This window comes from Mesorhizobium sp. M1365 (assembly GCF_040317865.1).
In the GTDB taxonomy this organism is placed as follows: Bacteria; Pseudomonadota; Alphaproteobacteria; order Rhizobiales; family Rhizobiaceae; genus Mesorhizobium.
Map to the genome: position 1 here is coordinate 353,250 of NZ_JAMYLG010000002.1, position 22,918 is coordinate 376,167.

23 protein-coding genes are annotated in these 22,918 nt (G+C 62.9%); 8 read left to right on the forward strand and 15 right to left on the reverse strand.

Translation table 11 applies throughout. From position 1 onward, the window contains the following. Nucleotides 1-155 precede the first annotated feature (155 nt). A complete protein-coding gene (locus NKH04_RS03965; protein ID WP_352540190.1) occupies nucleotides 156-1,097 on the reverse strand; it encodes a threonine/serine dehydratase in 942 nt (313 codons plus the stop codon). Nucleotides 1,098-1,147: 50 nt separating this feature from the next. Between NKH04_RS03965 and NKH04_RS03970 the strand changes: the two genes are divergently transcribed. Beyond that, the gene (locus tag NKH04_RS03970) at nucleotides 1,148-1,450 is read left to right on the forward strand and encodes an ArsR/SmtB family transcription factor (protein ID WP_352471409.1); all 303 of its coding nucleotides are present in this window, start codon (nucleotides 1,148-1,150) and stop codon (nucleotides 1,448-1,450) included. 10 nt (nucleotides 1,451-1,460) lie between these two features. On the opposite strand, the gene lysA is transcribed toward NKH04_RS03970, so the two are convergent. The 3 genes from lysA to argH all read right to left on the reverse strand — a co-directional run bounded on the left by lysA (nucleotide 1,461) and on the right by argH (nucleotide 4,423). Further along, nucleotides 1,461-2,729 carry a diaminopimelate decarboxylase gene (lysA, locus tag NKH04_RS03975; RefSeq protein WP_352831663.1) on the reverse strand — a complete coding sequence of 423 codons (1,269 nt, stop codon included), beginning with the start codon at nucleotides 2,727-2,729 and terminating at the stop codon, nucleotides 1,461-1,463. Nucleotides 2,730-2,744: 15 nt separating this feature from the next. After that, the gene (locus NKH04_RS03980; protein WP_352831665.1) at nucleotides 2,745-2,951 is read right to left on the reverse strand and encodes a hypothetical protein; all 207 of its coding nucleotides are present in this window, start codon (nucleotides 2,949-2,951) and stop codon (nucleotides 2,745-2,747) included. A gap of 71 nt (nucleotides 2,952-3,022) precedes the next feature. Beyond that, nucleotides 3,023-4,423, reverse strand: coding sequence for an argininosuccinate lyase (gene argH, locus NKH04_RS03985; protein ID WP_352540187.1), 1,401 nt, complete (start codon nucleotides 4,421-4,423; stop codon nucleotides 3,023-3,025). 35 nt (nucleotides 4,424-4,458) lie between these two features. Between argH and tlpA the strand changes: the two genes are divergently transcribed. Next, nucleotides 4,459-5,142, forward strand: coding sequence for a thiol:disulfide interchange protein TlpA (gene tlpA / locus NKH04_RS03990; protein WP_023677933.1), 684 nt, complete (start codon nucleotides 4,459-4,461; stop codon nucleotides 5,140-5,142). Nucleotides 5,143-5,144: 2 nt separating this feature from the next. Here the strand turns inward: tlpA and NKH04_RS03995 are convergent, their stop codons facing one another. After that, nucleotides 5,145-7,577 (reverse strand): bifunctional diguanylate cyclase/phosphodiesterase, encoded by a 2,433-nt coding sequence (locus NKH04_RS03995; protein WP_352849983.1) that lies wholly within the window; start codon nucleotides 7,575-7,577, stop codon nucleotides 5,145-5,147. A 297-nt stretch (nucleotides 7,578-7,874) separates the two neighbouring features. Between NKH04_RS03995 and ugpB the strand changes: the two genes are divergently transcribed. The 4 genes from ugpB (at nucleotide 7,875) to ugpC (ending at nucleotide 12,083) form a co-directional block, all read left to right on the forward strand. Beyond that, a complete protein-coding gene (gene ugpB, locus NKH04_RS04000) occupies nucleotides 7,875-9,185 on the forward strand; it encodes a sn-glycerol-3-phosphate ABC transporter substrate-binding protein UgpB (RefSeq protein ID WP_352489428.1) in 1,311 nt (436 codons plus the stop codon). 81 nt (nucleotides 9,186-9,266) lie between these two features. Beyond that, the gene (gene ugpA / locus NKH04_RS04005; protein WP_352678081.1) at nucleotides 9,267-10,151 is read left to right on the forward strand and encodes a sn-glycerol-3-phosphate ABC transporter permease UgpA; all 885 of its coding nucleotides are present in this window, start codon (nucleotides 9,267-9,269) and stop codon (nucleotides 10,149-10,151) included. A gap of 8 nt (nucleotides 10,152-10,159) precedes the next feature. Beyond that, nucleotides 10,160-11,008, forward strand: coding sequence for a sn-glycerol-3-phosphate ABC transporter permease UgpE (ugpE, locus tag NKH04_RS04010; RefSeq protein ID WP_352540185.1), 849 nt, complete (start codon nucleotides 10,160-10,162; stop codon nucleotides 11,006-11,008). A gap of 7 nt (nucleotides 11,009-11,015) precedes the next feature. Beyond that, the gene (gene ugpC / locus NKH04_RS04015) at nucleotides 11,016-12,083 is read left to right on the forward strand and encodes a sn-glycerol-3-phosphate ABC transporter ATP-binding protein UgpC (protein WP_352831667.1); all 1,068 of its coding nucleotides are present in this window, start codon (nucleotides 11,016-11,018) and stop codon (nucleotides 12,081-12,083) included. Between the two features lie 22 nt (nucleotides 12,084-12,105). Here the strand turns inward: ugpC and NKH04_RS04020 are convergent, their stop codons facing one another. From NKH04_RS04020 to NKH04_RS04030, 3 genes are all read right to left on the reverse strand, one after another. After that, entirely contained in the window at nucleotides 12,106-13,188 is a 1,083-nt protein-coding gene (locus tag NKH04_RS04020; RefSeq protein WP_352615997.1) for an ABC transporter ATP-binding protein, read from the reverse strand. After that, nucleotides 13,185-14,768, reverse strand: coding sequence for an ABC transporter permease (locus NKH04_RS04025; RefSeq protein WP_352831669.1), 1,584 nt, complete (start codon nucleotides 14,766-14,768; stop codon nucleotides 13,185-13,187). The genes NKH04_RS04020 and NKH04_RS04025 overlap by 4 nt, the downstream gene beginning before the upstream one ends. 169 nt (nucleotides 14,769-14,937) lie before the next feature. Then, nucleotides 14,938-15,945, reverse strand: a complete 1,008-nt coding sequence (locus tag NKH04_RS04030; protein WP_352831736.1) for an iron ABC transporter substrate-binding protein — start codon at nucleotides 15,943-15,945, stop codon at nucleotides 14,938-14,940. Between the two features lie 202 nt (nucleotides 15,946-16,147). Between NKH04_RS04030 and NKH04_RS04035 the strand changes: the two genes are divergently transcribed. Beyond that, nucleotides 16,148-16,690: a sigma-70 family RNA polymerase sigma factor gene (locus tag NKH04_RS04035; RefSeq protein WP_023677943.1), complete on the forward strand. Its 543-nt coding sequence runs from the start codon at nucleotides 16,148-16,150 to the stop codon at nucleotides 16,688-16,690. Between the two features lies 1 nt (nucleotide 16,691). Continuing rightward, nucleotides 16,692-17,330: an NrsF family protein gene (locus NKH04_RS04040; RefSeq protein ID WP_352831671.1), complete on the forward strand. Its 639-nt coding sequence runs from the start codon at nucleotides 16,692-16,694 to the stop codon at nucleotides 17,328-17,330. Between the two features lie 8 nt (nucleotides 17,331-17,338). On the opposite strand, the gene NKH04_RS04045 is transcribed toward NKH04_RS04040, so the two are convergent. From NKH04_RS04045 to NKH04_RS04075, 7 genes are all read right to left on the reverse strand, one after another. Beyond that, entirely contained in the window at nucleotides 17,339-18,217 is an 879-nt protein-coding gene (locus NKH04_RS04045) for a 3-hydroxybutyryl-CoA dehydrogenase (RefSeq protein WP_023677945.1), read from the reverse strand. Nucleotides 18,218-18,331: 114 nt separating this feature from the next. Next, complete coding sequence (locus NKH04_RS04050; protein ID WP_352831673.1) at nucleotides 18,332-19,261, reverse strand: electron transfer flavoprotein subunit alpha/FixB family protein; 930 nt, start codon at nucleotides 19,259-19,261, stop codon at nucleotides 18,332-18,334. Between the two features lie 154 nt (nucleotides 19,262-19,415). Continuing rightward, on the reverse strand, nucleotides 19,416-20,165 hold the full coding sequence (locus tag NKH04_RS04055) for an electron transfer flavoprotein subunit beta/FixA family protein (protein ID WP_352831675.1): 750 nt from the start codon (nucleotides 20,163-20,165) through the stop codon (nucleotides 19,416-19,418). A gap of 208 nt (nucleotides 20,166-20,373) precedes the next feature. Continuing rightward, nucleotides 20,374-21,177 (reverse strand): rhomboid family intramembrane serine protease, encoded by an 804-nt coding sequence (locus tag NKH04_RS04060; protein WP_352831677.1) that lies wholly within the window; start codon nucleotides 21,175-21,177, stop codon nucleotides 20,374-20,376. Nucleotides 21,178-21,202: 25 nt separating this feature from the next. After that, on the reverse strand, nucleotides 21,203-21,784 hold the full coding sequence (locus NKH04_RS04065) for a cob(I)yrinic acid a,c-diamide adenosyltransferase (protein WP_352540181.1): 582 nt from the start codon (nucleotides 21,782-21,784) through the stop codon (nucleotides 21,203-21,205). A gap of 25 nt (nucleotides 21,785-21,809) precedes the next feature. After that, nucleotides 21,810-22,001 carry a twin transmembrane helix small protein gene (locus NKH04_RS04070; RefSeq protein WP_023677950.1) on the reverse strand — a complete coding sequence of 64 codons (192 nt, stop codon included), beginning with the start codon at nucleotides 21,999-22,001 and terminating at the stop codon, nucleotides 21,810-21,812. Between the two features lie 23 nt (nucleotides 22,002-22,024). Then, nucleotides 22,025-22,891 carry an SDR family oxidoreductase gene (locus NKH04_RS04075; protein WP_352831679.1) on the reverse strand — a complete coding sequence of 289 codons (867 nt, stop codon included), beginning with the start codon at nucleotides 22,889-22,891 and terminating at the stop codon, nucleotides 22,025-22,027. Nucleotides 22,892-22,918 lie beyond the last annotated feature (27 nt).

Genomic DNA, 22,918 nt, shown 5'->3' on the forward strand with positions numbered 1-22,918 from the left:
GAAAAGTCGATTTTCGGGAAGCACGATGCGAAGACCTAAAATCTTAGCGCGTACTCCGTGCGTCCAAGCGGATGCACATCGCCCTAAGGATACCAACAAACACGGCGAAGGCGAGGCGGTTCCCCAAAACGTGAACAATAATGCCCCGGATATTGTCAGAATTTCGCCGGATTGGCGTTTGCGCCGCAGACCAGTACGGCAACGCGCTCGCCTGCAGCCGGTGCGTAGCGGCCGGACAGGAGCGCCGCGAAGGCGGCCGCACCGCCCGGCTCGGAGATGATTCGCACGCGGTCCCACAGCGCCGCCTGGGCGGCGATAATGTCGTCGTCGCCGACCAGGATCGAGCGCTCGACGAATGCCTCGGCGATAGGAAACATCATTTCGCCGACACGCTTTGGCGCGAGCGAATCGGCGGCGATGCCCTCAGCCGGCGCGTCGACGGGTCGGCCCGCCTCGAAGGCGCGATGAAGCGTCGGCGCACCCTCCGGCTCGACCGCGATTATCCTGATGCGGCCGGAAAACCAGGCAGCGATGCCGCCGACCAGCCCGCCGCCGCCGACGGCGACCAGCAGGGTGTCGAGCTTCGGCAGGTCGGCCTCGATCTCGAGGCCGAGCGTGCCTTGCCCGACCAGCGTCTCCTCCTGGTTGAAGGCGTGGATCTGCAGCGCGCCGGATCTTTCGGCGAAGCTCTCGCTGGCGGCCAGCGCCTCGGCATAACGGGCGCCGCCGACGATCAACTCGGCGCCGTAGCCGCGGATGCGGTCCAGCTTGGCCTGCGGGCTCACTTCGGGAACAAAGATGGTCGCCTTGTGGCCGAGCCGCATGGCGGCATAGGCGACGGCGGCACCGTGGTTGCCGCCCGACGCGGCGACGACGCCGGCCGCAGGAACCGGCCGTTCGAGGAGATTGGTGAACGCACCACGTGCCTTGAACGAGCCGGAATGCTGCAAGCACTCAAGCTTCAGGTCGACAGGCAGGGGCGGGCGGCCGAAATCGGCCATGTCGACGCGCAGCACCGGCGTGTGGCGCACGAAGGGCCGGATGCGGGGTTCTATCGCCGCAATGCGCTCGCGTGTGATCGTGTGGCCGTGCAGCATGCTTTCACTCCCAGAGTTGACATTACTTAGTAACTTGGCAAAGTGCCTAAATGCAAGAGGTCGACGTTTTCAAAGCGATTGCCAACGAGCGCAGGCTCCAGATCCTCGATTGGCTCAAGGACCCGCGGGCGCATTTTCCGCCGCAGACGGACGGCGATCTGGTCGAGGACGGCGTCTGCGCGCTGCTGATGGCGGAGAGGCTGGGGATCACCCAGGCTACGCTCAGCGAGCATATGCGCGTGCTCACCCAGGCAGGGCTTTTGCGCAGCAAGCGCATCAAGCAGTGGATATTCTATCGCCGGAATGAGGACAGAATCGCCGAAATCAGGGCGCTCATTCAGCACCGGCTGTAGCTGCAGAGTTCTACTCCAACCAGTCCGGCACCGAGTCCAGTCCGATCAGCTCGTCATAGGTCTGGCGCGGACGCACAACGTGGAAGCGGTCGCCGTCGACCAGCACTTCCGGTACCAGCAGCCTGGTATTGTAGGTGCCGGCCTGAACGGCGCCATAGGCGCCGGCGGTGGAGACAGCGATCAGGTCGCCGGATTTCAGCCGGGGCAGGTCACGGTCGAGCCCGAGATAGTCGCCGGTCTCGCAAACCGGGCCGACGACGTCGACCTTCATGCGTGGTGCAGCGGCCGGCTGCTGCGCCACCGGCTTGATGTCGTGAAAAGCGTCGTAAAGCGTCGGCCGGATCAGGTCGTTCATCGCGGCGTCGACGACGAGGAAGTTCTTGGCGTCGCCCTCCTTCACGAAGATTACTTCCGACACCAGGATGCCGGCATTCCCGACGATCAGCCGGCCTGGCTCGAACATTACCTTCAGCCCAAGTTTGGCAACATGTTTCCTGACGATCCGGGCATAGGCATCGGGCAAAGGCGGCGGGTTGTTGTCGACGCGGTAGGGAATGCCAAGGCCGCCGCCGACATCGATGTGCTCGATGGCATGACCGTCGGAGCGCAAGGCGCCGACCAGCTCCACCAGCAGCGCAAAGGCGTCGTCGAAGGGCTGCAATTCGGTGATCTGGCTGCCGATATGGGTGTCTATGCCGGTGACCTTGATGCCCGTCAGCTCAGCCGCGCGCGCATAGACCTTCCGCGCATGCTGCCACGGAATGCCGAACTTGTTCTCGGCCTTCCCAGTCGAAATCTTCTTGTGCGTCCTGGCGTCGACATCCGGGTTGATGCGCAGCGAGATCGGCGCGATCTTGCCCAGCGCGGTGGCGCGGGCCGACAGCAGCTCCAGCTCCGGTTCGGATTCGACGTTGAAACAGAGAATGCCGGCCGAGAGCGCAGAATCCATTTCGTGCGCGGTCTTGCCGACGCCCGAAAACAGGATCTTGCTTGCCGGGATGCCGGCCGCCAAAGCGCGGCGCAATTCGCCCTCCGAGACCACGTCGGCGCCGGCGCCGAGCCTTGCCAGCACCCTAAGCACGGCCTGGTTGGAATTCGCCTTCATGGCATAGCAGACGAGAGCATCGAGCCCGGCAAAGGCCTCGGTGAAGACGCGAAAATGCCTGGTCAGCGTCGCCGTCGAATAACAGTAGAACGGCGTGCCGACGCTGGCGGCGATGTCTGATATCGCCACGTCCTCGGCATGCAGCGCGCCGTCGCGGTAGTCGAAATGGTTCACGAGATTGGTCCGAAATCAGAGCAGCGGGTCGAGGATGAATTTCTTGTCCTCGACAGGTTTTTCCGGCTCCGGCGGCAAGGGTTGCTTGACCTTCTCGGCGTCCTTGCGGGCCTGCACGGCTGCCGCGTACGGCGTGTCGAGCGCAGCCTTCCTGCCGCAGGCCGCAACGGTGGCCATTGCCGCCAGCAGCGTCAGCGTCACCAAAATCCTGCTTCCGGTCATCGTGCCATCCGTCCGAAACTGTTGCCCGCAGCCGCTTCTAGCCGAGTTTTGCGGCCATTGCACCCCGCGTCTTACGCCTTGGCGAGCCGCTTTTTCCAGTAGCGGATCTGCTTGCGCACCTCGGACGGCGCGGTGCCGCCGAAGCTCGTGCGGCTCTTTACAGAATTCTGCACGGCAAGAACCGAAAACACGTCGGCGCCGATACCGGGGTGAATGGACTGCAGATCCTCCAGCGAAAGCCTGTCGAGCCCGACCTTCTTCTCCTCGGCCAGCGCCACCGCCCGACCAGTGATATGGTGCGCCTCGCGGAACGGCAGGCCGAGCGTGCGCACCAGCCAGTCGGCGAGGTCGGTCGCAGTCGAATAGCCGGCGCCGGCCGCATTCTTCATCGCGGCAGTGTTCACCGTCATATCGCGCACCATGCCGGTCATCGCCGCCAGCATCAGGTCGAGCGTCTCGGCCGCGTCGAAGACGGATTCCTTGTCTTCCTGCATGTCCTTGCCATAGGTCAGCGGCATGCCCTTCATCACCGTCAGCAGGCCGACGAGATGGCCGGTGACGCGGCCGGTCTTGCCGCGCACCAGTTCGGCAGCGTCCGGGTTCTTCTTCTGCGGCATGATCGACGAACCCGTCGAGAAACTATCCGATAGCCTGACGAAGCCGAATTGCGGCGTCGACCAGATGATGATCTCTTCGGCCAGCCGCGACAGATGCGTCGCGCAGATCGCCGCCAAGCCCAGGAACTCGAGCGCGAAATCGCGGTCCGAAACACTGTCGAGCGAATTGCGCATCGGCTCGCGGAAGCCAAGCGCCTTCGCCGTCTGGTGCCGGTCGATGGGAAAGCTGGTGCCGGCGAGGGCGGCGGCGCCGAGCGGGCTTTCATCCATCCGCTCAATCGCATCGCGGACGCGCGACAGGTCGCGTGCAAACATCTCGACATAAGCCATGCAGTGGTGGCCGAAGGTCACCGGCTGCGCCGCCTGCATGTGGGTGAAGCCCGGCATCACCGTTGCCGCATGCTCCTCGGCCCGATCCAGGAACGCCGTGATCAGGCCCTTCAGCGCCTCGGTGACGCGAAAGCACTCGTCCTTGACCCACAGCCTGAGGTCGACCGCCACCTGGTCGTTGCGCGAGCGGGCGGTATGCAGGCGGCCAGCGGCGGGGCCGATCAGCTCGGCCAGACGGGCCTCGACATTCATGTGGATGTCTTCCAGCCTGGTCGAAAACTCAAATGTACCAGCCTCGATCTCTGCCAGGATCGTGTTCAGCCCGTGAGCGATTTTTTTTTGGTCGGCCGCCGAAATAATGCCCGTTTGCGCCAGCATCTGGCTATGGGCGATCGAGCCGCGAATATCTTGCGCATAGAGTTTGCGGTCGAACGAGATCGATGCGTTGATCGCTTCCATGATTGCGGCCGGACCCGAGGCAAAACGTCCGCCCCACATCTGGTTGCTGGCCTTCTTGTCGTTCATCGCTATAACCCGTGCTCCGGAGCAGTTTTTGAAAAATGGCAGACGGCAATAGATTTTTCCCGGCTTTGCGTCTCATCCTCGCCGCTTTGGTTGCGGGCGTGCTGGCCGGCGCGGTCGCGGTATATGTCAGGGAAAGCAGTTCTGGCAACAAGGCGCCCGCGCAAGTGGCCGCCGGCGGCGGCAAGGACGACGTCGCCTGCGCCGCCAAGACCGACCGTGCCAAGAAGATCGCCGCCGCTGCCACCGGCCAGGTTGCCGCGCTTTTGCCGGCGGATCCGCCGCAATCGCTGAAAAGCCTTGCCTTCAACGGCCCCGACGGCAAGCCGACGACGATCGCCGATCATGCCGGCAAGACGGTGCTGCTCAATCTGTGGGCGACATGGTGCGCACCTTGCCGCGCCGAAATGCCCGCGCTCGATGCGCTGCAGAAGGAGATGGGCAGCGATGCGTTTCAGGTTGTTGCCGTCAACGTCGATGCCGGCGACGATGCCAAACCGAAGAAGTTCCTGGAGGACACCGGCGTCAAGTCGCTCGGCTACTATCGCGATGCCACGATGGCGCTGTTCAACGACGTCAAGACGCGCGGCCTGGCGCTCGGTCTGCCGGTCACCATGCTGATCGATGGGCAAGGCTGCCTGATCGCCCATATGAATGGCCCGGCCGAATGGTCGGGGCCGGATGCCAAGCGTCTGGTCGAGGCGGCGCTTCAGCCGGGATAGGCTCAGACCGTGCGCAGGCGCGGCTTGAGCACGGCAATGCTTGCGCCGCGTCGGCTGGCGGTGCGGATTGCCGGAGCGGCCACGCCCGTCAGTTCCCCGAATGTCTCGATCGGAGCCGGTTTGCCGAGGTAGTAGCCTTGCCCGATCTCGCAAGCCTCGGCGTCTAGGAACTGCAATTCACCCGGCGTCTCGATGCCTTCTGCCAGAACCGGTAGGCCGAGACCGCGTCCAAGCCCCAGCACGGCGCGAACGATCGCCGCGAACTGGGCGTTCTTGTCGACCGATTTGATGAACGACCCGTCGATCTTGATCTTGTCGAAGGGAAAGGCGCTGAGGTTGGACAGCGAAGAATAGCCGGTGCCAAAATCGTCCATCGCCACATGCACGCCAAGCGCCTTGACCTGCCTCAAGGTTGCCAGCGCGCGCGGCATGTCCTTCACCAGGGCCGTTTCGGTGATCTCCAGTTCGAGCCTGCCGGGGGCCAGGCCGGATCTCGTCAATGCGTCGTGCACCTTGCGGCTGAAATTCGGATTGTGAAGTTGCACGGCGGAGACGTTGACGGCGACCATCAGCGGGTTTGTCCAGCGAACAGCATCGTTACAAGCCGTCGTCAGCACCCAGTCGCCGATCTGCGCGATAGCGCCACTGTCCTCGGCCACGGGGATGAAAACGGCCGGAGAAATGTCACCCCGCTCAGGGTGCTGCCAACGGACCAGGGCTTCGAAGCCGATCATCCTGCCGCCGCGGATCTCCTTCTGCGGCTGATAGACGAGGTGGAACTCCTTGCGGGCGATCGCCTGGCGCAATTCATGCTCCATCACGCGCTTGTCGCGGGCCGCGGTGCCCATGGCTATCTCGAAAAACCGATAAGTGTCCCTGCCTTCGGTTTTGGCGCGATGGAGTGCCGTGTCGGCATGGCTGATCAGGCCGGCCTGGTCTTCGGCATCCAGCGGAAAGAAGGCGATGCCGATGCTGGCCGAGACGAGGCCGGAGCCGACCGAAACCCTGTTTTCCTCCCGGATCGCCGCCAGCAAGTCCTCGGCTATCCGGCCTGCGGCCAGGGGGTCGGGGAGGTTCGGAGCTATGATGGCAAATTCATCGCCGCCGAGACGCGCGAGCATCTGTCCGTGGCGCGGGATGCCGGAAATGCAGTGCGCCAGCTTCTGCAGCATAGCATCGCCGGCCCCGTGGCCATAGAGGTCGTTGACTTGCTTGAACCGGTCGAGGTCAAGCAGCAGGAGCGCCAGATGTCCATCCTTGCCGCCACGATCCATTGAGGCGAATTCTGCTTCCAGCCGGGAAGAAAAGCTCCGCCGATTGGCAAGCCCGGTAAGCGGATCGAAATGCGCGAGGCGGAGGATCTCTTGTTCTGCCTTCTTGCGCTCACGGATGTCGCGAACGGCAAGCACCGTATGAGGCCTGCCGCAGTAGGTGATTTTCCTGGCGATCAGCTCGACAGGAATTCTCGCCCCGTCGCTGCCCCTTACCTTCGCTTCCTGCGCCTGTTCGCCGAAGCCGGACATATCGGCTGCGCTCTGTCCGTCGAAAAGCTCGCCGAATTGCATCGTGTTCAGGGTGGCTGTCGCTGTTCCGGTCAGCTTCGCCATACTGTCATTGGCGCTGACAATGCGGGTGCCATCGCAAACGATCAGACCTTCCACCGCCGCATTGGCGAGATCGTGCATGCGATCGGCCTCGAGCTTCTGGCGGCGAAAGCGCAGGTCGATCCACAGCGCGGCACCCGATAGCACAAGGATTATCAGGCTGGCGACCGCTGCGGCAAAGGCCTGGGAAATGGGCTCGATGGAATGTTCGGATATTTCAATCGAGGAATCCGGAATGATCGACACCGCAGCCATCGCGATGAAATGCAAGCTGCAAATCGCCAGCGTCAAAAGCGCGGCGCCGCCGAAAGTCGCGAGCGCTGACGGACGGCGCAAGACGACAAGGAGCGCCAGTGCCGCGAGGGTCACGCCGGCCAGAAGCGATATCGCGACAAGGAGCAGGTTCCATGCGACCCGGCCTTCGACCTCGAAAGCTGCCATGCCGATGTAGTGCATCGTCGCGATGGCGCCGCCCAGAATGGCGCCACCGACGAGGAAATGGTCGATGCCGCGGCGCAAGGTGGCGACCCACATCCCAAGCGCGGTCATGATAATGGCGGCGGCAAGCGAAAAGGCGGACAATCCCGGATTGTATGCATTCGGTATTCCCGGCGTAAACGCGGTCATGGCGATGAAATGCGTCGCCCATATGCCGAACCCGGTCGAGGCCGCGGCGATCATCAGCCAGACAAGCCGGTTTCGCTCGGTCGATCGGCCGACATGCTTAAGGAGATTAACCGCCGAGAAGCAAGAAATTCCACAGATGAGTGCGGCAAGCGCAACCAGTCTCGGATCGTGCTGACTTACAATACAATTATAGACCGTCAGCATCCTGGTTCACTCGGTCTGCCAAAATTAACAGGGGAGGTGTGACTGATTAGCTCTTGGAGATTTTAACGAATGGTTAACCCGTGGGCCATGCGGCGGGTCTTTTCGGGGGAAAACCGACGCCGCTGCGCCCAAAAAGACGGTGATGTGATTTCTGGCGCCCGGTTTCAGTAGCGAGTGCACTTTAGGAAGGAATGATGTTCATTGATCCGCAATAAAACCGTTGTCCGATTGTCATCAGCGCCACATATTGGCTTTGCGGAAGTGCCCCTTTCGCCAATGACAAACGGGAGATGAAACATGAAGTTCTTCGGCTTTGCGGCCGGTATCGCCGCCACCGTGACCCTGCTTTCCACCACCTCCGCCTTCGCCGTCACGCAGATCAGCTGGTGGCACGCCATGACCGGCGCCAACGCCGAGGTCGTCGCCAAGATCTCCAAGGATTTCAACGCCAGCCAGAGCGACTATGAGCTCGTTCCGGTGTTCAAGGGCACCTATCCGGAGACGCTGAATGCCGGCATCGCTGCCTTTCGTGCCGGGCAAGCGCCCGATATCCTCCAGGTGTTCGACGTCGGCACCGGCGTGATGATGGCGGCCGAGGGTGCGATAAAGCCGGTGGCCGATGTGATGACCGGCGCCGGGATGACTTTCGACAAGAGCCAGTATCTGCCCGGCATCGTCGGCTATTATTCGAAGCCGGACGGCACCATGCTATCGTTCCCCTACAACTCTTCCTCGCCGATCCTCTATTACAACAAGGACATCTTCCAGAAGGCAGGCCTCGACGTGAACAATCCGCCCAAGACGTGGAACGAGGTGTGGGAAGCTGCCAAGAAGATCAAGACGAGCGGCGCCGCCCCTTGCGGCTATACCTCGACCTGGCTGACCTGGATCCACCTGGAGAATTTCGCGGCGTGGAATGACGTGCCTTGGGCCACCCAGCAGAATGGCCTGGCTGGAGGTGATGTCGAACTCAAGATCAATGCGCCGATTTTCGTCAACCACTTCCAGGCGCTCGCTGGCCTGGCCAAGGACGGCACGTTCAAATATGGCGGACGCACCTCCGAAGCCAAGCAGATATTCCTCGCCGGCGAATGCGGCATCTTCACCGAATCGTCGGGCGGCCTCGGCGATATCGTCAAGTCCGGCATGAACTATGGCATCGGCCAGCTTCCGTATGATACCGACGCCAAGGGCGCACCACAGAACACGACGCCGGGTGGTGCCAGCCTGTGGGTGTTCGGCAACAAGTCGGACGAGGAATACAAGGGTGTCGCCGCCTTCTTTGCCTATCTGTCCAAGACCGATGTGCAGGAATATCTGCACCAGAAGTCGGGATACCTGCCTGTGACGCTCGCCGCGTATGAGGCGACGAAGAAATCAGGCTTCTATGACAAAAACCCCGGCCGCGAGACACCCATCCTGCAGATGACGGGCAAGGCGCCGACCGACAACTCGAAGGGCGTGCGCCTGCCGAATCTGCCGCAGGTGCGCGATATCCAGAACGAGGAGCTGGAGAAGATGCTGGCCGGCCAGCAAACCGCCCAGCAGGCACTCGACAATGCGGTTGCGCGCGGCAACGTCGCGATCAAGGAAGCGCTGGAGAACTGACGGGATTATCTCGGTTAGTCGGTTGGAATATCGCCCACGCGGGCTCGCGTGGGCGACACCTGGATAGCGAGGGAAATCAGCCTGTCTCCACGCGTCGTATTTCCCAACAAGATCCTGCCCTACCTGCTGGTGGCGCCACAGCTCGCCATCACCCTGGTTTTCTTCTACTGGCCGGCCGGTCAGGCGCTTTACCAGTCGATGCTCAGGCAAGACCCGTTCGGGCTGAAGAGCAGGTTCGTCTGGTTTGCCAATTTCCGGAAGGTGCTGGCCGATCCGGCCTACCTCAACTCGATCAAGGTCACCGTAGTGTTCTCTCTTGCGACCGCGATCGTTGCCATGGTTGTGGCCCTGCTGCTCGCGGTCATGGCCGAGAAGGCCGTGCGCGGCAAAGGCCTCTACCGCACACTGTTGATATGGCCTTACGCCGTGGCGCCGGCGATTGCCGGCATGCTTTGGCTTTTCCTGTTCAATCCCTCGATCGGCTCGTTGGCCTATTTGCTGAGAAGCCTCGGCATCGTATGGGACCCGCTGCTCAACGGCACCCACGCCATGATCCTGCTGGTGTCGGCTGCTGCCTGGAAGCAGATCAGCTACAACTTCCTGTTCTTCGTCGCCGGCCTGCAGGCGGTGCCGAAAACGCTGATCGAAGCGGCGGCCATGGACGGCGCCGGCGAAACCAAGCGCTTCTGGACCATCGTCTTCCCGCTGCTTGCGCCGACAAGCTTTTTCCTGCTGGTCGTCAACACCGTCTATGCCCTGTTCGACACGTTCGGCATCGTTCATGCCGTCACCGGCGGCGGGCCGGGCAAGACGACCGAGACGCTGGTCTACAAGGTCTACAATGACGGCTTCGTCAATCTGATCCTGGGCGATTCGGCGGCGCAGTCGGTCATCCTGATGGCCATCGTCATTGCGCTCACAGCGATCCAGTTCCGCTATGTGGAACGCAAAGTCCATTACGGCTGAGGGCAGCGATGATCGGCCAGTCCCCGCTCCGCACCTTCATCGCCCATGCCGTGCTCATCCTCGGCATATTGATCGTGGCTTTTCCGATCTACTACACCTTCGTTGCCTCGACGCACACGCTGCAAACGATCCTCAGGCCGCCCCTGCCGCTCTTGCCCGGCGGCCAGCTATGGAACAATTACAGCGAGGCGCTGTTCGGCGGCATCGGTCGTATCGGCGGGGTCAGCGTCGGCAGGCTGCTCCTCAACACCATGATCATGGCGCTCGGCGTTGCGGTGGGAAAGATCTTCATCTCGATCCTGTCGGCCTACGCGATCGTGTTCTTTCGCTTTCCGCTGCGCATGACCTTCTTCTGGCTGATCTTCATCACCTTGATGCTTCCAGTCGAGGTGCGCATCCTGCCGACCTACAAGGTGATGGTCGATCTCGGCATGATCGACACCTATGCCGGCCTGATCGTCCCGCTGATCGCCTCAGCCACCGCAACGCTGCTGTTTCGCCAGTTCTTCATGACCATACCGGGCGAATTGGTGGAGGCGGCGCGTGTCGACGGTGCCGGGCCATGGCGCTTCTTTTTCGATATTCTGGTGCCGCTGTCGCGGACAAACATCGCCGCGCTGTTCGTGATCCTCTTCATCTATGGCTGGACGCAGTATCTTTGGCCGCTGCTCGTCACCAACAGCAACGACATGAATACCATCGTCATCGCGCTGAGAAAGATGGTTTCCTTCGCCGATGCCGACACCCAATGGCACCTGGTGATGGTCACGGCAATGCTGGCCATCGTGCCGCCGATCCTGGTGGTCGTGCTGATGCAACGCTGGTTCGTGCGCGGTCTGGTCGAATCCGAAAAGTGAGAAGCCGATGGCGACCGTGGATCTGAAGGATGTCAGGAAAATCTATCCCAGCGGCGTCGAGGCCGTGAAGGGCGTTTCCATCGCCATTCCCGACAAGGAGCTTTGCGTGCTGGTCGGCCCCTCCGGCTGCGGCAAGTCTACGCTGCTGAGGATGATCGCCGGGCTGGAGACGATTTCTGCCGGTACAGTCGCCATCGACGGCAAGGTGGTCAACGCCATTGGCCCGACCGAGCGCGACATCGCAATGGTGTTCCAGAACTACGCGCTCTACCCACATATGAAGGTCTATGACAACATGGCCTATGGCCTGCGCAACCGCGGCACGCCGAATGACGAGATCGACAGCAGGGTACGCTCGACTGCCAAGGTGCTGGAGCTTTCGGCGCTGCTCGACCGGCGCCCGCGCGAGCTTTCCGGCGGTCAGCGCCAACGCGTCGCCATGGGTCGCGCCATCGTGCGCAACCCGAAGGTCTTCCTGTTCGACGAACCGCTGTCCAACCTCGATGCGAAATTGCGCGGGCAGATGCGCATCGAGATCAAGAATCTGCAGCGCTCGCTTGGCGTCACCTCGGTTTATGTCACGCACGACCAGCTTGAGGCGATGACGCTGGCCGACATCCTCGTCGTCATGAACGCCGGCCTGGTCGAGCAGACCGGCGCGCCGCTTGATGTGTACGAGAAACCGGCCTCGACCTTCGTCGCTTCGTTCATAGGCGCACCGCCGATGAATCTGCTGGCGCTCACAGGGGCCTCCCCAAGCTCGGTATTGGCGGACGGTACTGTGATTGGCTTGGCGCCTCGACAGGGCAAGGCAGTGACACTAGGCTTTCGCCCGGAGGACGCCGACATCACCTTCGCGGCAGAGGCGCCGGCCGGCGCGCTCGCGCTGCCGGCAACAGTGGAAGCGGTCGAACCGGTCGGTGCCGAAAGCTTTCTCCATTGCGTGGCAGCCGGCAACCGCATCGTCGTGCGCGTCTCAGGCCGCGCCAGCGCCAAGCCAGGCGACCAATTGCGCGTCGTGGCCAGGTCCGAAAAGCTGCATTGGTTCGATCAGGCGGGCAAACGGGTCGATTGAAGTCGGCCTTGCGCAAAACCGTTCAGGCAAACACATGCGCCTTGCCCGACACGGTCAGCCGGACGATCTCGCCGATCGCCGGCGCGTCCATGCCCGGCTTGCGCAGGATCAACGGCGTATTGCCGATAGCGGCGGCGTCGGGCGGATCGGGGCTGTTCAACAGACGCACCGCGATGGTGCACATCGAGCCGGCGAACTCCGATTCTGTCACCTCGCCGAACAGCATGTCCGGCGTGCCGGACATGCCTTCACGCGATGTGCGCTTAAGCAACACCTGCTCCGGCCGCAGCATGATGCGGGCGACGTCGCGCCGCTCCGAGCTGTCGACAGCGATGCGGCCGAGCGGCGAGATGGCGAAGCCATCGGCGATCCTTGCCGGCAGGACGATGGCGTCGCCAAGGAACTCGGCGACCATCCTGTCCTTCGGCTTGAAATAGAGCTCGCGCGGCGTGCCGACCTGCGAGAATTTGCCGTCGCGCATCACCGCGACCTGGCTGGCGAATGACAGCGCCTCGGCCTGGTCGTGGGTGACCAGGATGGTGGTGATGCCGGCGGTTTCAAGGAGCTCGGCCACGGCCTTGCGCATCGAGGCGCGCAGGCCGGTGTCGAGCGCCGAGAACGGCTCGTCGAGCAGCATCAGCCGCGGCTTCATGGCCATGGCGCGGGCGAGCGCGACGCGCTGCTGCTGGCCACCGGAGAGTTCGTGCGGACGGCGCTTCAGGATACCTTTGTCCAGCCCGACGACATAGGCGAGCTCGGCGATGCGCTCACTGCGCTTTTCCTCGTGACGCCCCATGCCGAAGCCGATATTGGCGGCGATGCTCAGATGCGGGAATAGAGCGCCGTCCTGCGCCACCAGCCCGATGCCGCGGCGATGCGCCGGCACGGCCGTGTCGCCATCGGCCAGCACCTCGTCATCAAGCACGATGCGGCCCTGGTCCGGCGCCTCGAAGCCGGCGATCAGCCGCAGCAAGGTGGTCTTGCCGCAACCGGACGGCCCGACGATTGCCGTACGGCTGCCGCTGGCCACGCTGAGGTCGACGCCGGCAAGTGCTGCCACGGGCCCGTAGTGCTTGTGGATGCCGCTCAGCTCGAGAAAGCTCATCGCCCGGCCATCCGCTTCGACTGGACGTAGAGCAACCAGGTCAAAGGCAGCGACATCGCCACCATGATCAGGGCATAAGGCGCCGCCGACGCATAGTCGATCTCGCCGCTATAGGACCAGAACGCCATGGCCAGCGTGCGGGTGCCGTTGGGCGCCAGCATCTGGGTTGCGGTCAATTCGTTCATGATACCCAGCGCGACCAACGCCATGCCGGCTGCGGCGCCCGGCGCCGACAGGCGGATGGTCGTCGACCACAGCGCCTTGAGCGGCGACCGGCCGAGGCTGGAGGCGGCGCGTTCGAGCTCGACCGGCGCCTGTGCGATCGACGCCCTGAGGCTAATCAGGGCGCGCGGCAGGAACATCAGCGCATAGGCGACCAGGATGGTGAACAGGGTCTGGTAGAGCGGCATAGCGATACGCACGGCGATGGTGACCAGCGCCAGGGCGATGACAACGCCGGGCAACGCGCCGACGATATAGTTGCAGCCCTCCAGGACGCGTTGCAGCCGCCCCGGCGCGCGGATCGAAATCCACGCCATCGGCATTGCCGCGACGGTGGCAAGCAGCGCGCCGGCAATTGCTAGGAACAGCGTTTGGCCAAGCGCCAGGCCGATCTCGTCGAGCCGCCAGACATCGGCGCCGCCGGCCATGAGCCAGCGGCCGATAGTGGCGAACGGTACGCCGAGCGCCAGCAGCGTGGTAATGGCAGGCAGCAGCAGGCAAGGAATGGTGGCGCGCCCAAGGCCCGTGCGCTGCTGCTGGCGCGCAGCACCCGAACCGACGCGGGCATAGCGCTCCTCGCCGCGCACCAGCACCTCCAGCCCGAGCAGCACAAGGCAGCAGGTCACCAGCACGCCGGCCAGCATGTTGGCGGCGGGACCGTTGAAGGTCGACTGGAACTGGTCGACGATCGCGGTGGTGAAGGTGTCGAAGCGGATGAAGACATAGAGCCCGTATTCGGCCAGGAGATGCAGGCCGACCAGCAGGGAGCCGCCGCAAATGGCGAGCCGGAGCTGCGGCAGCACGACACGCCTGAACACACGCCACGGGCCGAGACCAAGGGCTGCCGCTGCATCCTCGAGAGCGGGATCAAGCCGTCGCAATGCCGCCGCCACCGGCAGATAAAGGAACGGGAAATAGGCGATGACGGACACAAGCACGCCGGCCCACAGGCCGTGCAGTCTGGGCACCATGGTGATCCAGGCGTAACTGTGGACGAAGGCGGGAATGGCGAGCGGCGCCACCGACAGCCAGGACCATAGGCGGGCACCCGGCAGATCGCTGCGCTCGGTCAGCCAGGCCAGCGTGACCGACAGCACGATCGAGATCGGCACCGCCAGAACCACCAGCAGGCTGGTGTTGACCAGAAGTTCGCCGACGCGCGGCCTGAACACCAGCGCCGCCACCGTTTCCCAGCCGGTCTGCACCGCCACCCAGACGATGAAGGCAAGCGGCAGCAGCGCGAAAAGCGAGACAAAGACGGCAGCCAACGCAATCCATGAGACCGACCAACGACGTGCCCGCACGGCCGTGGCGTCGGCCGGCAAGCCTGGGCGTGCGAGATCGATCGCGGATTGCATCAGATCAGACGTTGCGCCAGCTCCGCCCGGAGGCGGAAACGATCGGCGGCGGATAATCTCGCGGGTAGCTTGTGGTCATAGGCAAATGCCATCTTGAAAACAGAGCGCTCCTGTGGAAAGCGAATTCCCACAGGAGCGCAGTCGGTTGCCCTTTTAGGACGAACGCCGGCTAAAGCAAGCCGGCCGCCGTCATCAGGTCGGTCACCTTTTTCGAGTTCAGCGTCGTCGGGTCGACTTTCGGCGCCTGCAGATCGGCCAGCGGCACCAGCTTCGGGTTGGACTCGGCGCCCTTGCCGACTGCGTATTCGAACGAATCGCCTGTTTTCAGCACGTCCTGGCCACGATTGCCGGTGACCCATTTCAGGAAAGCCTGCGCTTCCTTCGGGTGCTTGCTCGAGGCCAGTACGCCGCCGCCGGAAATCGAGACGAAAGCACCGGGATCCTGATGCTTGAAATAGTGCAACTCGACGTTCTTGCTGTTCTCGCCGGTCTTGGCCTGATCGCCGTAGTAGTAATAGTGATAGATCACGCCGCCTTCGACCTCGCCGGCATTGACCGCCTTCATCACCGTGCTGTTGCCCTTATAGGCGGTAAAATTCTCCTTCATCGCCTTCAGCCATTCGGCCGTCGCCGCCTCACCCTTGAGCTGCAGAAGCGCGCTGACGATCGCCTGGAAATCGGCGCCGGAGGGCGAAGCGGCCCAGCGGCCCTTCCAGCTCGGATCGGCGAGATCGAGCAGCGATTTGGGCAGCTGGTCGGCGCTCAGCTTGGTCTTGTTGTAGGCAAAGACGGTGCTGCGCGCGGCAACGCCGACCCATTTGCCGCTCGCCGGCTGGTACTCCTGCGGAACCTGGGCCAGCGTCTCGGTGTCGACCGGTGCGAACAGGCCGGCCGCCTCGACCAATGCCATGGCCGGCGAATTCTCCGTCAGGAATACATCGGCGGGCGAAGCGGTGCCTTCCGCAACGATCTGATTGGAGAAATCGCTGTCGCCGCCATTGCGGACGGTAACCTTGATGCCGGTTTCCTTGGTGAATCCCTCCGCCCAGGCCTTGGTCAGGTTTTCGTGCTGGGCGTTGTAAACGACGATGCCCTCGTCCTCTGCTATTGCCGGGCCGGCGATCAGGCTGATTGCAAGTGCTGTCGCGCCGGCAAGGGCGGAAAGAGCATATTTCATGGCGTCGTCCTCGATTTCGATGGTCTTTGGCTTGGCACGCTGCACCTACCAATACCTGACTGGTGCAGTCAACATTGCTGACCCACTCAATCGCTCAAAAGGAGCAAACTTTCGTGATGCTCAGCTAATTTGCCTTGGACATTATTTCGCCGGCCCCGTAACAAATCAGCGCCGAGACGCGAATATCGGGGAGTGAACTCTTGTGAGCGGCAAGGACGAAGCCGAGCTTTCACGGCTGCTGCGGGCCGCGATCGCCGGAGACGAAAGGGCCTATGCCGACTTTCTGCACCGGATCGCCGCGCTCGTTCGTGGCTTTGCCCGGCGCAAGATCGTGCAGGGCGGGGTGGATCCCGAGGATGTCGTGCAGGAAACCTTGCTGGCCATTCATGTGAAACGACACACCTGGCGCCATGATGCGCCGGTGCTGCCTTGGGTCTATGCAATAGCCCGCTTCAAGCTGATCGATGCGTTCCGGCGGCGCGGTCGGCGGATCGAGATCGAGATCGACGAAATCGCCGAGACCTTTGCCGAGCCGGAATCGGAGACGGTGAGCGAGCGCGACGTCAACCGGGCGCTCGACAGCCTGCCGCCGGCACAGCGTTCCGTCGTCTCGGCCGTATCGGTCGAAGGCCGGTCAATCGGTGAGACCGCGGCCAAATTCGGCATCAGCGAGACGGCTGTGCGGGTGTCACTGCACCGCGGGCTTGCCGCCATTGCCAAACGGTTCAGGGCGGGGCGGGAATAACATGAGGACCGAAGATTTCATCAAGGCGCTTGACGCCGATGCCCGCAGCAAGGCGCTGCCGCTAGGCACCGCCTGGTGGCTTGCCGCCGGCGCGGCCATCGTGATCGCGGCCGCGGTTTTCTGGCTGACGATCGGCCCGCGCCCCGACATTGCGATCGCCATGCACACGATGCGGTTCCTGTCCAAATTCGTCTTCACGATTGCTCTTGCCGCCAGCGCCTTTGTCCTGGTGCGTGGGCTGTCGACGCCCGGTGCATCGACCGGCCGGGCGGTGAGCTGGATGGTCGCCGCGCCGCTGCTGGTGATTGTGGCTGTGATTCTCGAACTCTTCGCCGTGCCTGCGTCCGACTGGGGCACGCGCCTGGTCGGCACGAACATGGTCATCTGCCTGACCTTCATTCCGTTGATCGGGATCGGCCCGCTTGCCGTCTTTCTCGCGGTGCTGCGCCATGGCGCGCCGACAAGGCCGGTGCTTGCCGGTGCGGCCGCGGGCCTGCTTGCCGGCGGGCTGGCGGCGACCTTCTATGCGGCTCATTGCTTTGACGATTCGCCGCTTTTCGTCGGCACCTGGTATACGATCGCGGTCGCCATCCTTGCCGTGCTCGGGGCGCTCGGCGGACGATTTTTTGTGCGCTGGTAGCGAGGCGATCAGCGTGTCGGAACGGGATGCTCGCCGCGATAGTCGTAGAAGCCGCGCCCGGTCTTGCGGCCGAGCCAGCCGGCCTCGACATATTTGACCAGCAGCGGGCAGGGGCGGTATTTCGAATCCGACAGCCCGTCATGCAGCACCTGCATGATCGACAGGCAGGTATCGAGCCCGATGAAATCGGCAAGCTGCAGCGGCCCCATCGGATGGTTGGCGCCGAGCTTCATGGCGGTATCGATGGCGTCGACCGAGCCGACACCTTCATAGAGCGTGTAGATCGCCTCGTTGATCATCGGCAGCAGGATGCGGTTGACGATGAAGGCCGGGAAATCCTCCGAGACGGTGATCGTCTTGTCGAGCTGCTTCACATAGGTTTTTGCCGCCTCGAAGGTCTGGTCCTCGGTGGCGATGCCGCGCACCAGTTCGACCAGCTTCATCACCGGAACCGGATTCATGAAATGTATGCCGATGAAGCGTTCCGGCCGGTCGGTCTGCGAAGCCAGCCGTGTGATCGAGATCGATGACGTGTTCGTCGCCAGGATGGCCTCGGGGTTGAGCTGCGGGCAGAGCTGGGCATAGATCTTGCGCTTGACCGTCTCGTCCTCGGTCGCTGCTTCGATCACCAGATCGGCGCCCGCAAGGTCGGCCATGGCCGGTGCCGCCGAAATGCGCGCCATCGCCTCATTGCGCAGCTTTTCCTCGAGTTTGCCGGAGCCGACCTGACGGGCCATGTTGCCGCTGATCGTAGCGATGCCCTTTTCGATGCGGTCGGGCGAAATATCGTAAACCAGCACCTTATAGCCCGCCAGCGCCGACACATGGGCGATGCCGCCACCCATCTGGCCCGCGCCGATGATGCCGATCGTCTCGATCTTGCTCATTACCCGATCCCGTCGAGGCCTTTGCGGCCCGTTTTTTGTGCAGTGCAAACTAAAAGGGCGGGGCGACTTCGTCTACCCCACCCCTCAGAATTTAATACGCTTTGGCAGAAGGCGTCAAAGCGCCTTTTGCAGTTCCGGCAGAATGACGAAGAGATCGCCGACGAGACCGTAGTCGGCGACCTGGAAGATCGGCGCTTCCTCGTCCTTGTTGATGGCAACGATCACCTTCGAATCCTTCATGCCGGCAAGGTGCTGGATGGCACCGGAGATGCCGACGGCAATATAAAGGTCGGGCGCTACCACCTTGCCGGTCTGGCCGACCTGCCAGTCGTTCGGCGCATAGCCGGCATCGACGGCGGCGCGAGATGCGCCAACCGCCGCACCGAGCTTGTCGGCGACCGGCAGGATGACCTCCTGGAACTTCTCGGAGGAGCCCAGCGCACGGCCGCCCGAGATGATGATCTTGGCCGAGGTCAGCTCTGGACGGTCGGTCTCGGAGAGCTTGTTCTCGACAAAGCTCGACAGGCCGGGATTGGCCGCCGCCTGGACCGTCTCGACCGACGCGGAACCGCCCTCGGGCGCTGCCTGGAAGGAAGCGGTACGCACCGTGATGACCTTCTTGGCGTCACTGGACTGCACCGTCTGGATGGCGTTGCCGGCATAGATCGGGCGCTTGAAGGTGTCGGGCGACACGACTTCGATGATTTCAGATATCTGGGCGACATCGAGCAGCGCCGCCACGCGGGGCGCGACGTTCTTGCCCGACGAGGTCGCCGGCGCGATGATCGTCTCGTATGGCTCAGCAAGCGAAACGACGAGTGCCGCCAGCGGTTCGGCGAGACGCTCGGTCAGTTCGTCGGCGTCGGCGAGCAGTACCTTGGTGACGCCCTTGAGCTTGGCGGCGGCGTCCGCTGCCGGCTTGGCGCCTTTGCCGGCAACCAGCACATGCACGTCCGAACCGATCTGGAGCGCCGCCGAAAGCGCCTTGGCGGTCTGGTCGGAAAGCGCAGCGTTGTCGTGTTCGGCAATCAGAAGAATAGCCATGATGTTTTCCTGACTTTCGTCTTCGAGGCTCCTGAAATCCGGTCAGGCCGAGTCGAAAACGGTTGGTTTCGAGAACCGGAGCGGAGCGTACTTCAGTACGTGAGCACCGGAAGCGGAGAACCGGCCGTTTGCAGGCCGGCCTCATCGGATTTCCTTAGAGCACGCCGGCTTCGTTCTTCAGCTTGTCTACCAGTTCGGCGACGCTCTCGACCTTGACGCCCGCCTTGCGGCCGCCCGGCTCCTCGGTCTTGATCACTTTAAGCCGCGGCTTGACGTCGGCGCCGTAATCGGCAGGGCTCTTCTCGTCGAGCGGCTTCTTCTTGGCCTTCATGATATTGGGCAGAGAAGCGTAGCGTGGCTGGTTCAGCCGCAAATCGGCCGTGACGATCGCCGGCATCTTCAGTTCCAGCGTCTGCAGGCCGCCATCGACCTCGCGCGTCACCGTGGCCTTGTCACCGTCGAGCACGATCTTGGAGGCGAAGGTGCCCTGCGCCCAGCCGAGAAGTGCGGCCAGCATCTGGCCGGTCTGGTTGGAATCGTCGTCGATCGCCTGCTTGCCGAGAATGACAAGGCCGGGCTGTTCTGCCTCGACGACGCCCTTCAGCACCTTGGCGACGCCCAGCGGCTCAGTCTGCTCGTCGGTCTTGACCAGGATGGCGCGGTCAGCGCCCATGGCGAGCGCCGTGCGCAAGGTCTCCTGTGCCTGCTGCGGCCCGATCGACACGACGATGATCTCTTCGGCCTTGCCAGCTTCCTTCAGCCGGATCGCCTCTTCGACCGCGATCTCGTCGAACGGGTTCATCGCCATCTTGACGTTGGCGAGTTCCACCGCCGAACCGTCCGCCTTCACCCGGACCTTGACGTTCGCATCCACAACCCGCTTCACGGGCACAAGGATCTTCATTTGCCTGCCACCTCTTTCACGATAGTCTTTTCACGCTCGTCGGGCGCGCTATAGCAGCGTGCACCTCTTCATAGTTGTCGAAAGCCGACATTCCGGACGGAATTCTGGTCTTCGCCACGCCAGTAGGGTGGCGCTTCCGTAGTTGCGGCGACCCCGCGCGTCAATATCCGAGGCGCACTCGGATCCTCGGCGAAGCACTCAAATCGGTTCAGTCCGGACCGGAAACGCTTCCCCGGCCCCAGCGCGGCGCCGGCTGCGCAGGTTGTGGGTCGCTTGGCGCCGGCTCCCCGGCTACGGGCGCCGGACCGGCGACCACGGCCGGCTCCTCGTCTGCGCCGGCGAGTAGCGGTACGCCGCGGCTGCGCAAGACAAGCACCAGCACGGCTCCAGCGATGATGCCGCCGATATGGCAGGCCCAGGAAACCTGATCCTCGCCCCCCTGGGAGAACATGAAGATCTGGAACAGGATCCACAGGATCAGCGGGATGAAGGCCGGGATGCGCAACGGGATGCGCGCGAAGACCAGCACCCATACCTTCACCCGCGGATAAAGGATCAGATAGGCGGCGACCACACCGGCGATGGCGCCCGACGCGCCAATCAGCGGCACCCGCGAATCCCAGGCAACCAGACCCTGGAAGAAAGCGCCGGCAATGGCGCAAAGCAGATAGAAGACGAGGTAGCGGATGTGGCCGAGTGCATCCTCGACATTGTCGCCGAACACCCACAGGAACAGCATGTTGCCGCCGAGGTGGAAGATATCTGCGTGCAGGAAGGAATAGGTCAGGTAGCTCAGGCTCTCCGGAATGACGACGAATTGCGGAGCGAGCTCGACGCTGTCATGCACGACCGACGGGATGAAGCCGAGGCCCAGCACCGCGGCGTTGGAGAAGTCCTCACCGCCAAGCGTAGTGATAAGGTAGATCAACACATTGAGCGCGATCAGGCCGATGGTCACATATTGCAGCTTGATGTGCCGCAGCCTGTTGGTGTCGTAAAGCGGGATAAACATCAGGCCTCTCCCGGTTCCGGCAGATTCAGCGGTTCTTGCCGGGAACCCATAGCACGTCGGCATTTCCGTTGTCATTGACCGCGCGTGCGGCGACGAACAGAAAGTCCGAGACACGGTTGATGTATCTTATCCCCTCGCGGTTGACCTGCTCGTCTGGATCTTGCGACAGCGCAACCATGACGCGCTCGGCGCGGCGGGCCACCGTGCGGGCGAGGTGAAGGGCAGCCGCTGCCGGCGTACCGCCGTTGAGCACGAAGGATTTGAGCGGCTCAAGGTCCTTGTTGAGGAGATCGATATCCTGTTCGATGCGGTCGGTCTGCGAGGCGATGATGCGCAACGGCTCGTAGTCGAGCGGCTTGCCATTATCGGGGACTGCCAGATCGGCGCCGAGGTCGAAAAGGTCGTTCTGGATGCGGCCGAGCATCGCATCGATCGCCGGATTTACTGCCGCGGTATGAATGCGGGCCATGCCGATGCAGGCATTGGCCTCGTCGACCGTGCCGTAGGCGTCGATGCGAAGGTCGGATTTCAGCCGCCGCTCGCCGGAGCCGAGACCGGTGGTGCCATCGTCGCCAGTGCGGGTGTAGATCTTGTTGAGTTTGACCACGGGGTACCTCCCGGCTGGTGCTGGGTCACTTACGGGTGAAATACACCGCCAGCATGATCAGCACCAAGGCCACGAACTGCAAGAGCACGCGCGTCTGCATCAGCTTGTTGGAGGTCATGCTGGAGCCGCCGCGCATCATGTTGATGAGGCCGCGGATCAGCACGATCACCACTGCGACCATGACAAGAACGGCGAGGATGTTGAAGACGGTTGCCATGGTGTGTTCCAGTTGAATTGCGTTCAGGCGCGTTTGGCGAGCAGACGGTAGAGTGCAGAAGCCGGCAGGATGCGTTTAAGGATCACACCGATCCTGGCCGGCACTGTTACCACATAATGCGGGCGCGGGCGCCGCGACAGAAGCGCATGGCGCAAGGCGGCATAAACCACCTCCGCCCCGGGCTTCAGCCGCGATGTGCTGCCGCCGGCCCGCAGCCGTTTGAGTTGCGCCGCATAGGCAAGGCGATGAACGGAATTCTCGTGATCGATATTTGCCAGGAACCACGCAAGGCTGTTGCTGGCGATCTTCGATTTCACCGGCCCCGGCTCGATCAGCGAAACATGGATGCCGCTACCCCGGAGTTCTTGATAGAGGGACAGCATCAGCCCTTCGATAGCGTGCTTCGATGCCGAGTAGGCGCCGCGAAAAGGCACCGGCGCGAGGCCGAGGATCGATGAGCAATGAACGAGACGACCATGGCCCTGACGGCGCATCACCGGTACGACGCGGCGAGTGAGATCATGCCAGCCAAAGACATTGGCTTCGAACTGCTGCCGTAAAGCCTCGACCGGCAGGTCCTCGACGGCGCCGGGTTGTCCGTAGGCGCCATTGTTGAAGAGCGCACCGAGCCGGCCGCCGGTCCGTTCCAGCACCGACGCCACCAGCGCCTCGATCGATCCGGGCTCGGTGTAGTCCAGATAAAAGGCCTCGATGCCGTCGGCCTCGAGCGCGGCGATATCTTCGGGCTTTCGGGCCGTTGCGAACACCCGCCAGCCTTCCCTCTTAAGAGCATGGGCGCAATAGGCGCCTATACCGGAAGAGGCACCTGTGACAATGATGGTGCGCAACTCTTCTCCGGGAGGAATGGTGGTTTGACCTAGGGTTGTCATTTACCGCAAACCCTTCCCATATTCGCG

Coding starts and splice junctions, on each gene's coding strand:
- NKH04_RS04055 (WP_352831675.1), bottom strand. CDS start 20,165: ATGAAGATCCTTGTGCCCGTGAAGCGGGTTGTGGATGCGAACGTCAAG.
- NKH04_RS03970 (WP_352471409.1), top strand. CDS start 1,148: ATGCAAGAGGTCGACGTTTTCAAAGCGATTGCCAACGAGCGCAGGCTC.
- NKH04_RS03965 (WP_352540190.1), bottom strand. CDS start 1,097: ATGCTGCACGGCCACACGATCACACGCGAGCGCATTGCGGCGATAGAA.
- NKH04_RS04060 (WP_352831677.1), bottom strand. CDS start 21,177: ATGTTTATCCCGCTTTACGACACCAACAGGCTGCGGCACATCAAGCTG.
- ugpB (WP_352489428.1), top strand. CDS start 7,875: ATGAAGTTCTTCGGCTTTGCGGCCGGTATCGCCGCCACCGTGACCCTG.
- NKH04_RS04020 (WP_352615997.1), bottom strand. CDS start 13,188: ATGAGCTTTCTCGAGCTGAGCGGCATCCACAAGCACTACGGGCCCGTG.
- NKH04_RS04040 (WP_352831671.1), top strand. CDS start 16,692: ATGAGGACCGAAGATTTCATCAAGGCGCTTGACGCCGATGCCCGCAGC.
- tlpA (WP_023677933.1), top strand. CDS start 4,459: ATGGCAGACGGCAATAGATTTTTCCCGGCTTTGCGTCTCATCCTCGCC.
- argH (WP_352540187.1), bottom strand. CDS start 4,423: ATGAACGACAAGAAGGCCAGCAACCAGATGTGGGGCGGACGTTTTGCC.
- ugpC (WP_352831667.1), top strand. CDS start 11,016: ATGGCGACCGTGGATCTGAAGGATGTCAGGAAAATCTATCCCAGCGGC.
- NKH04_RS04070 (WP_023677950.1), bottom strand. CDS start 22,001: ATGGCAACCGTCTTCAACATCCTCGCCGTTCTTGTCATGGTCGCAGTG.
- NKH04_RS03980 (WP_352831665.1), bottom strand. CDS start 2,951: ATGACCGGAAGCAGGATTTTGGTGACGCTGACGCTGCTGGCGGCAATG.
- NKH04_RS04045 (WP_023677945.1), bottom strand. CDS start 18,217: ATGAGCAAGATCGAGACGATCGGCATCATCGGCGCGGGCCAGATGGGT.
- NKH04_RS04075 (WP_352831679.1), bottom strand. CDS start 22,891: ATGACAACCCTAGGTCAAACCACCATTCCTCCCGGAGAAGAGTTGCGC.
- ugpE (WP_352540185.1), top strand. CDS start 10,160: ATGATCGGCCAGTCCCCGCTCCGCACCTTCATCGCCCATGCCGTGCTC.
- NKH04_RS04050 (WP_352831673.1), bottom strand. CDS start 19,261: ATGGCTATTCTTCTGATTGCCGAACACGACAACGCTGCGCTTTCCGAC.
- NKH04_RS03995 (WP_352849983.1), bottom strand. CDS start 7,577: ATGCTGACGGTCTATAATTGTATTGTAAGTCAGCACGATCCGAGACTG.
- NKH04_RS04030 (WP_352831736.1), bottom strand. CDS start 15,945: ATGAAATATGCTCTTTCCGCCCTTGCCGGCGCGACAGCACTTGCAATC.
- NKH04_RS04025 (WP_352831669.1), bottom strand. CDS start 14,768: ATGCAATCCGCGATCGATCTCGCACGCCCAGGCTTGCCGGCCGACGCC.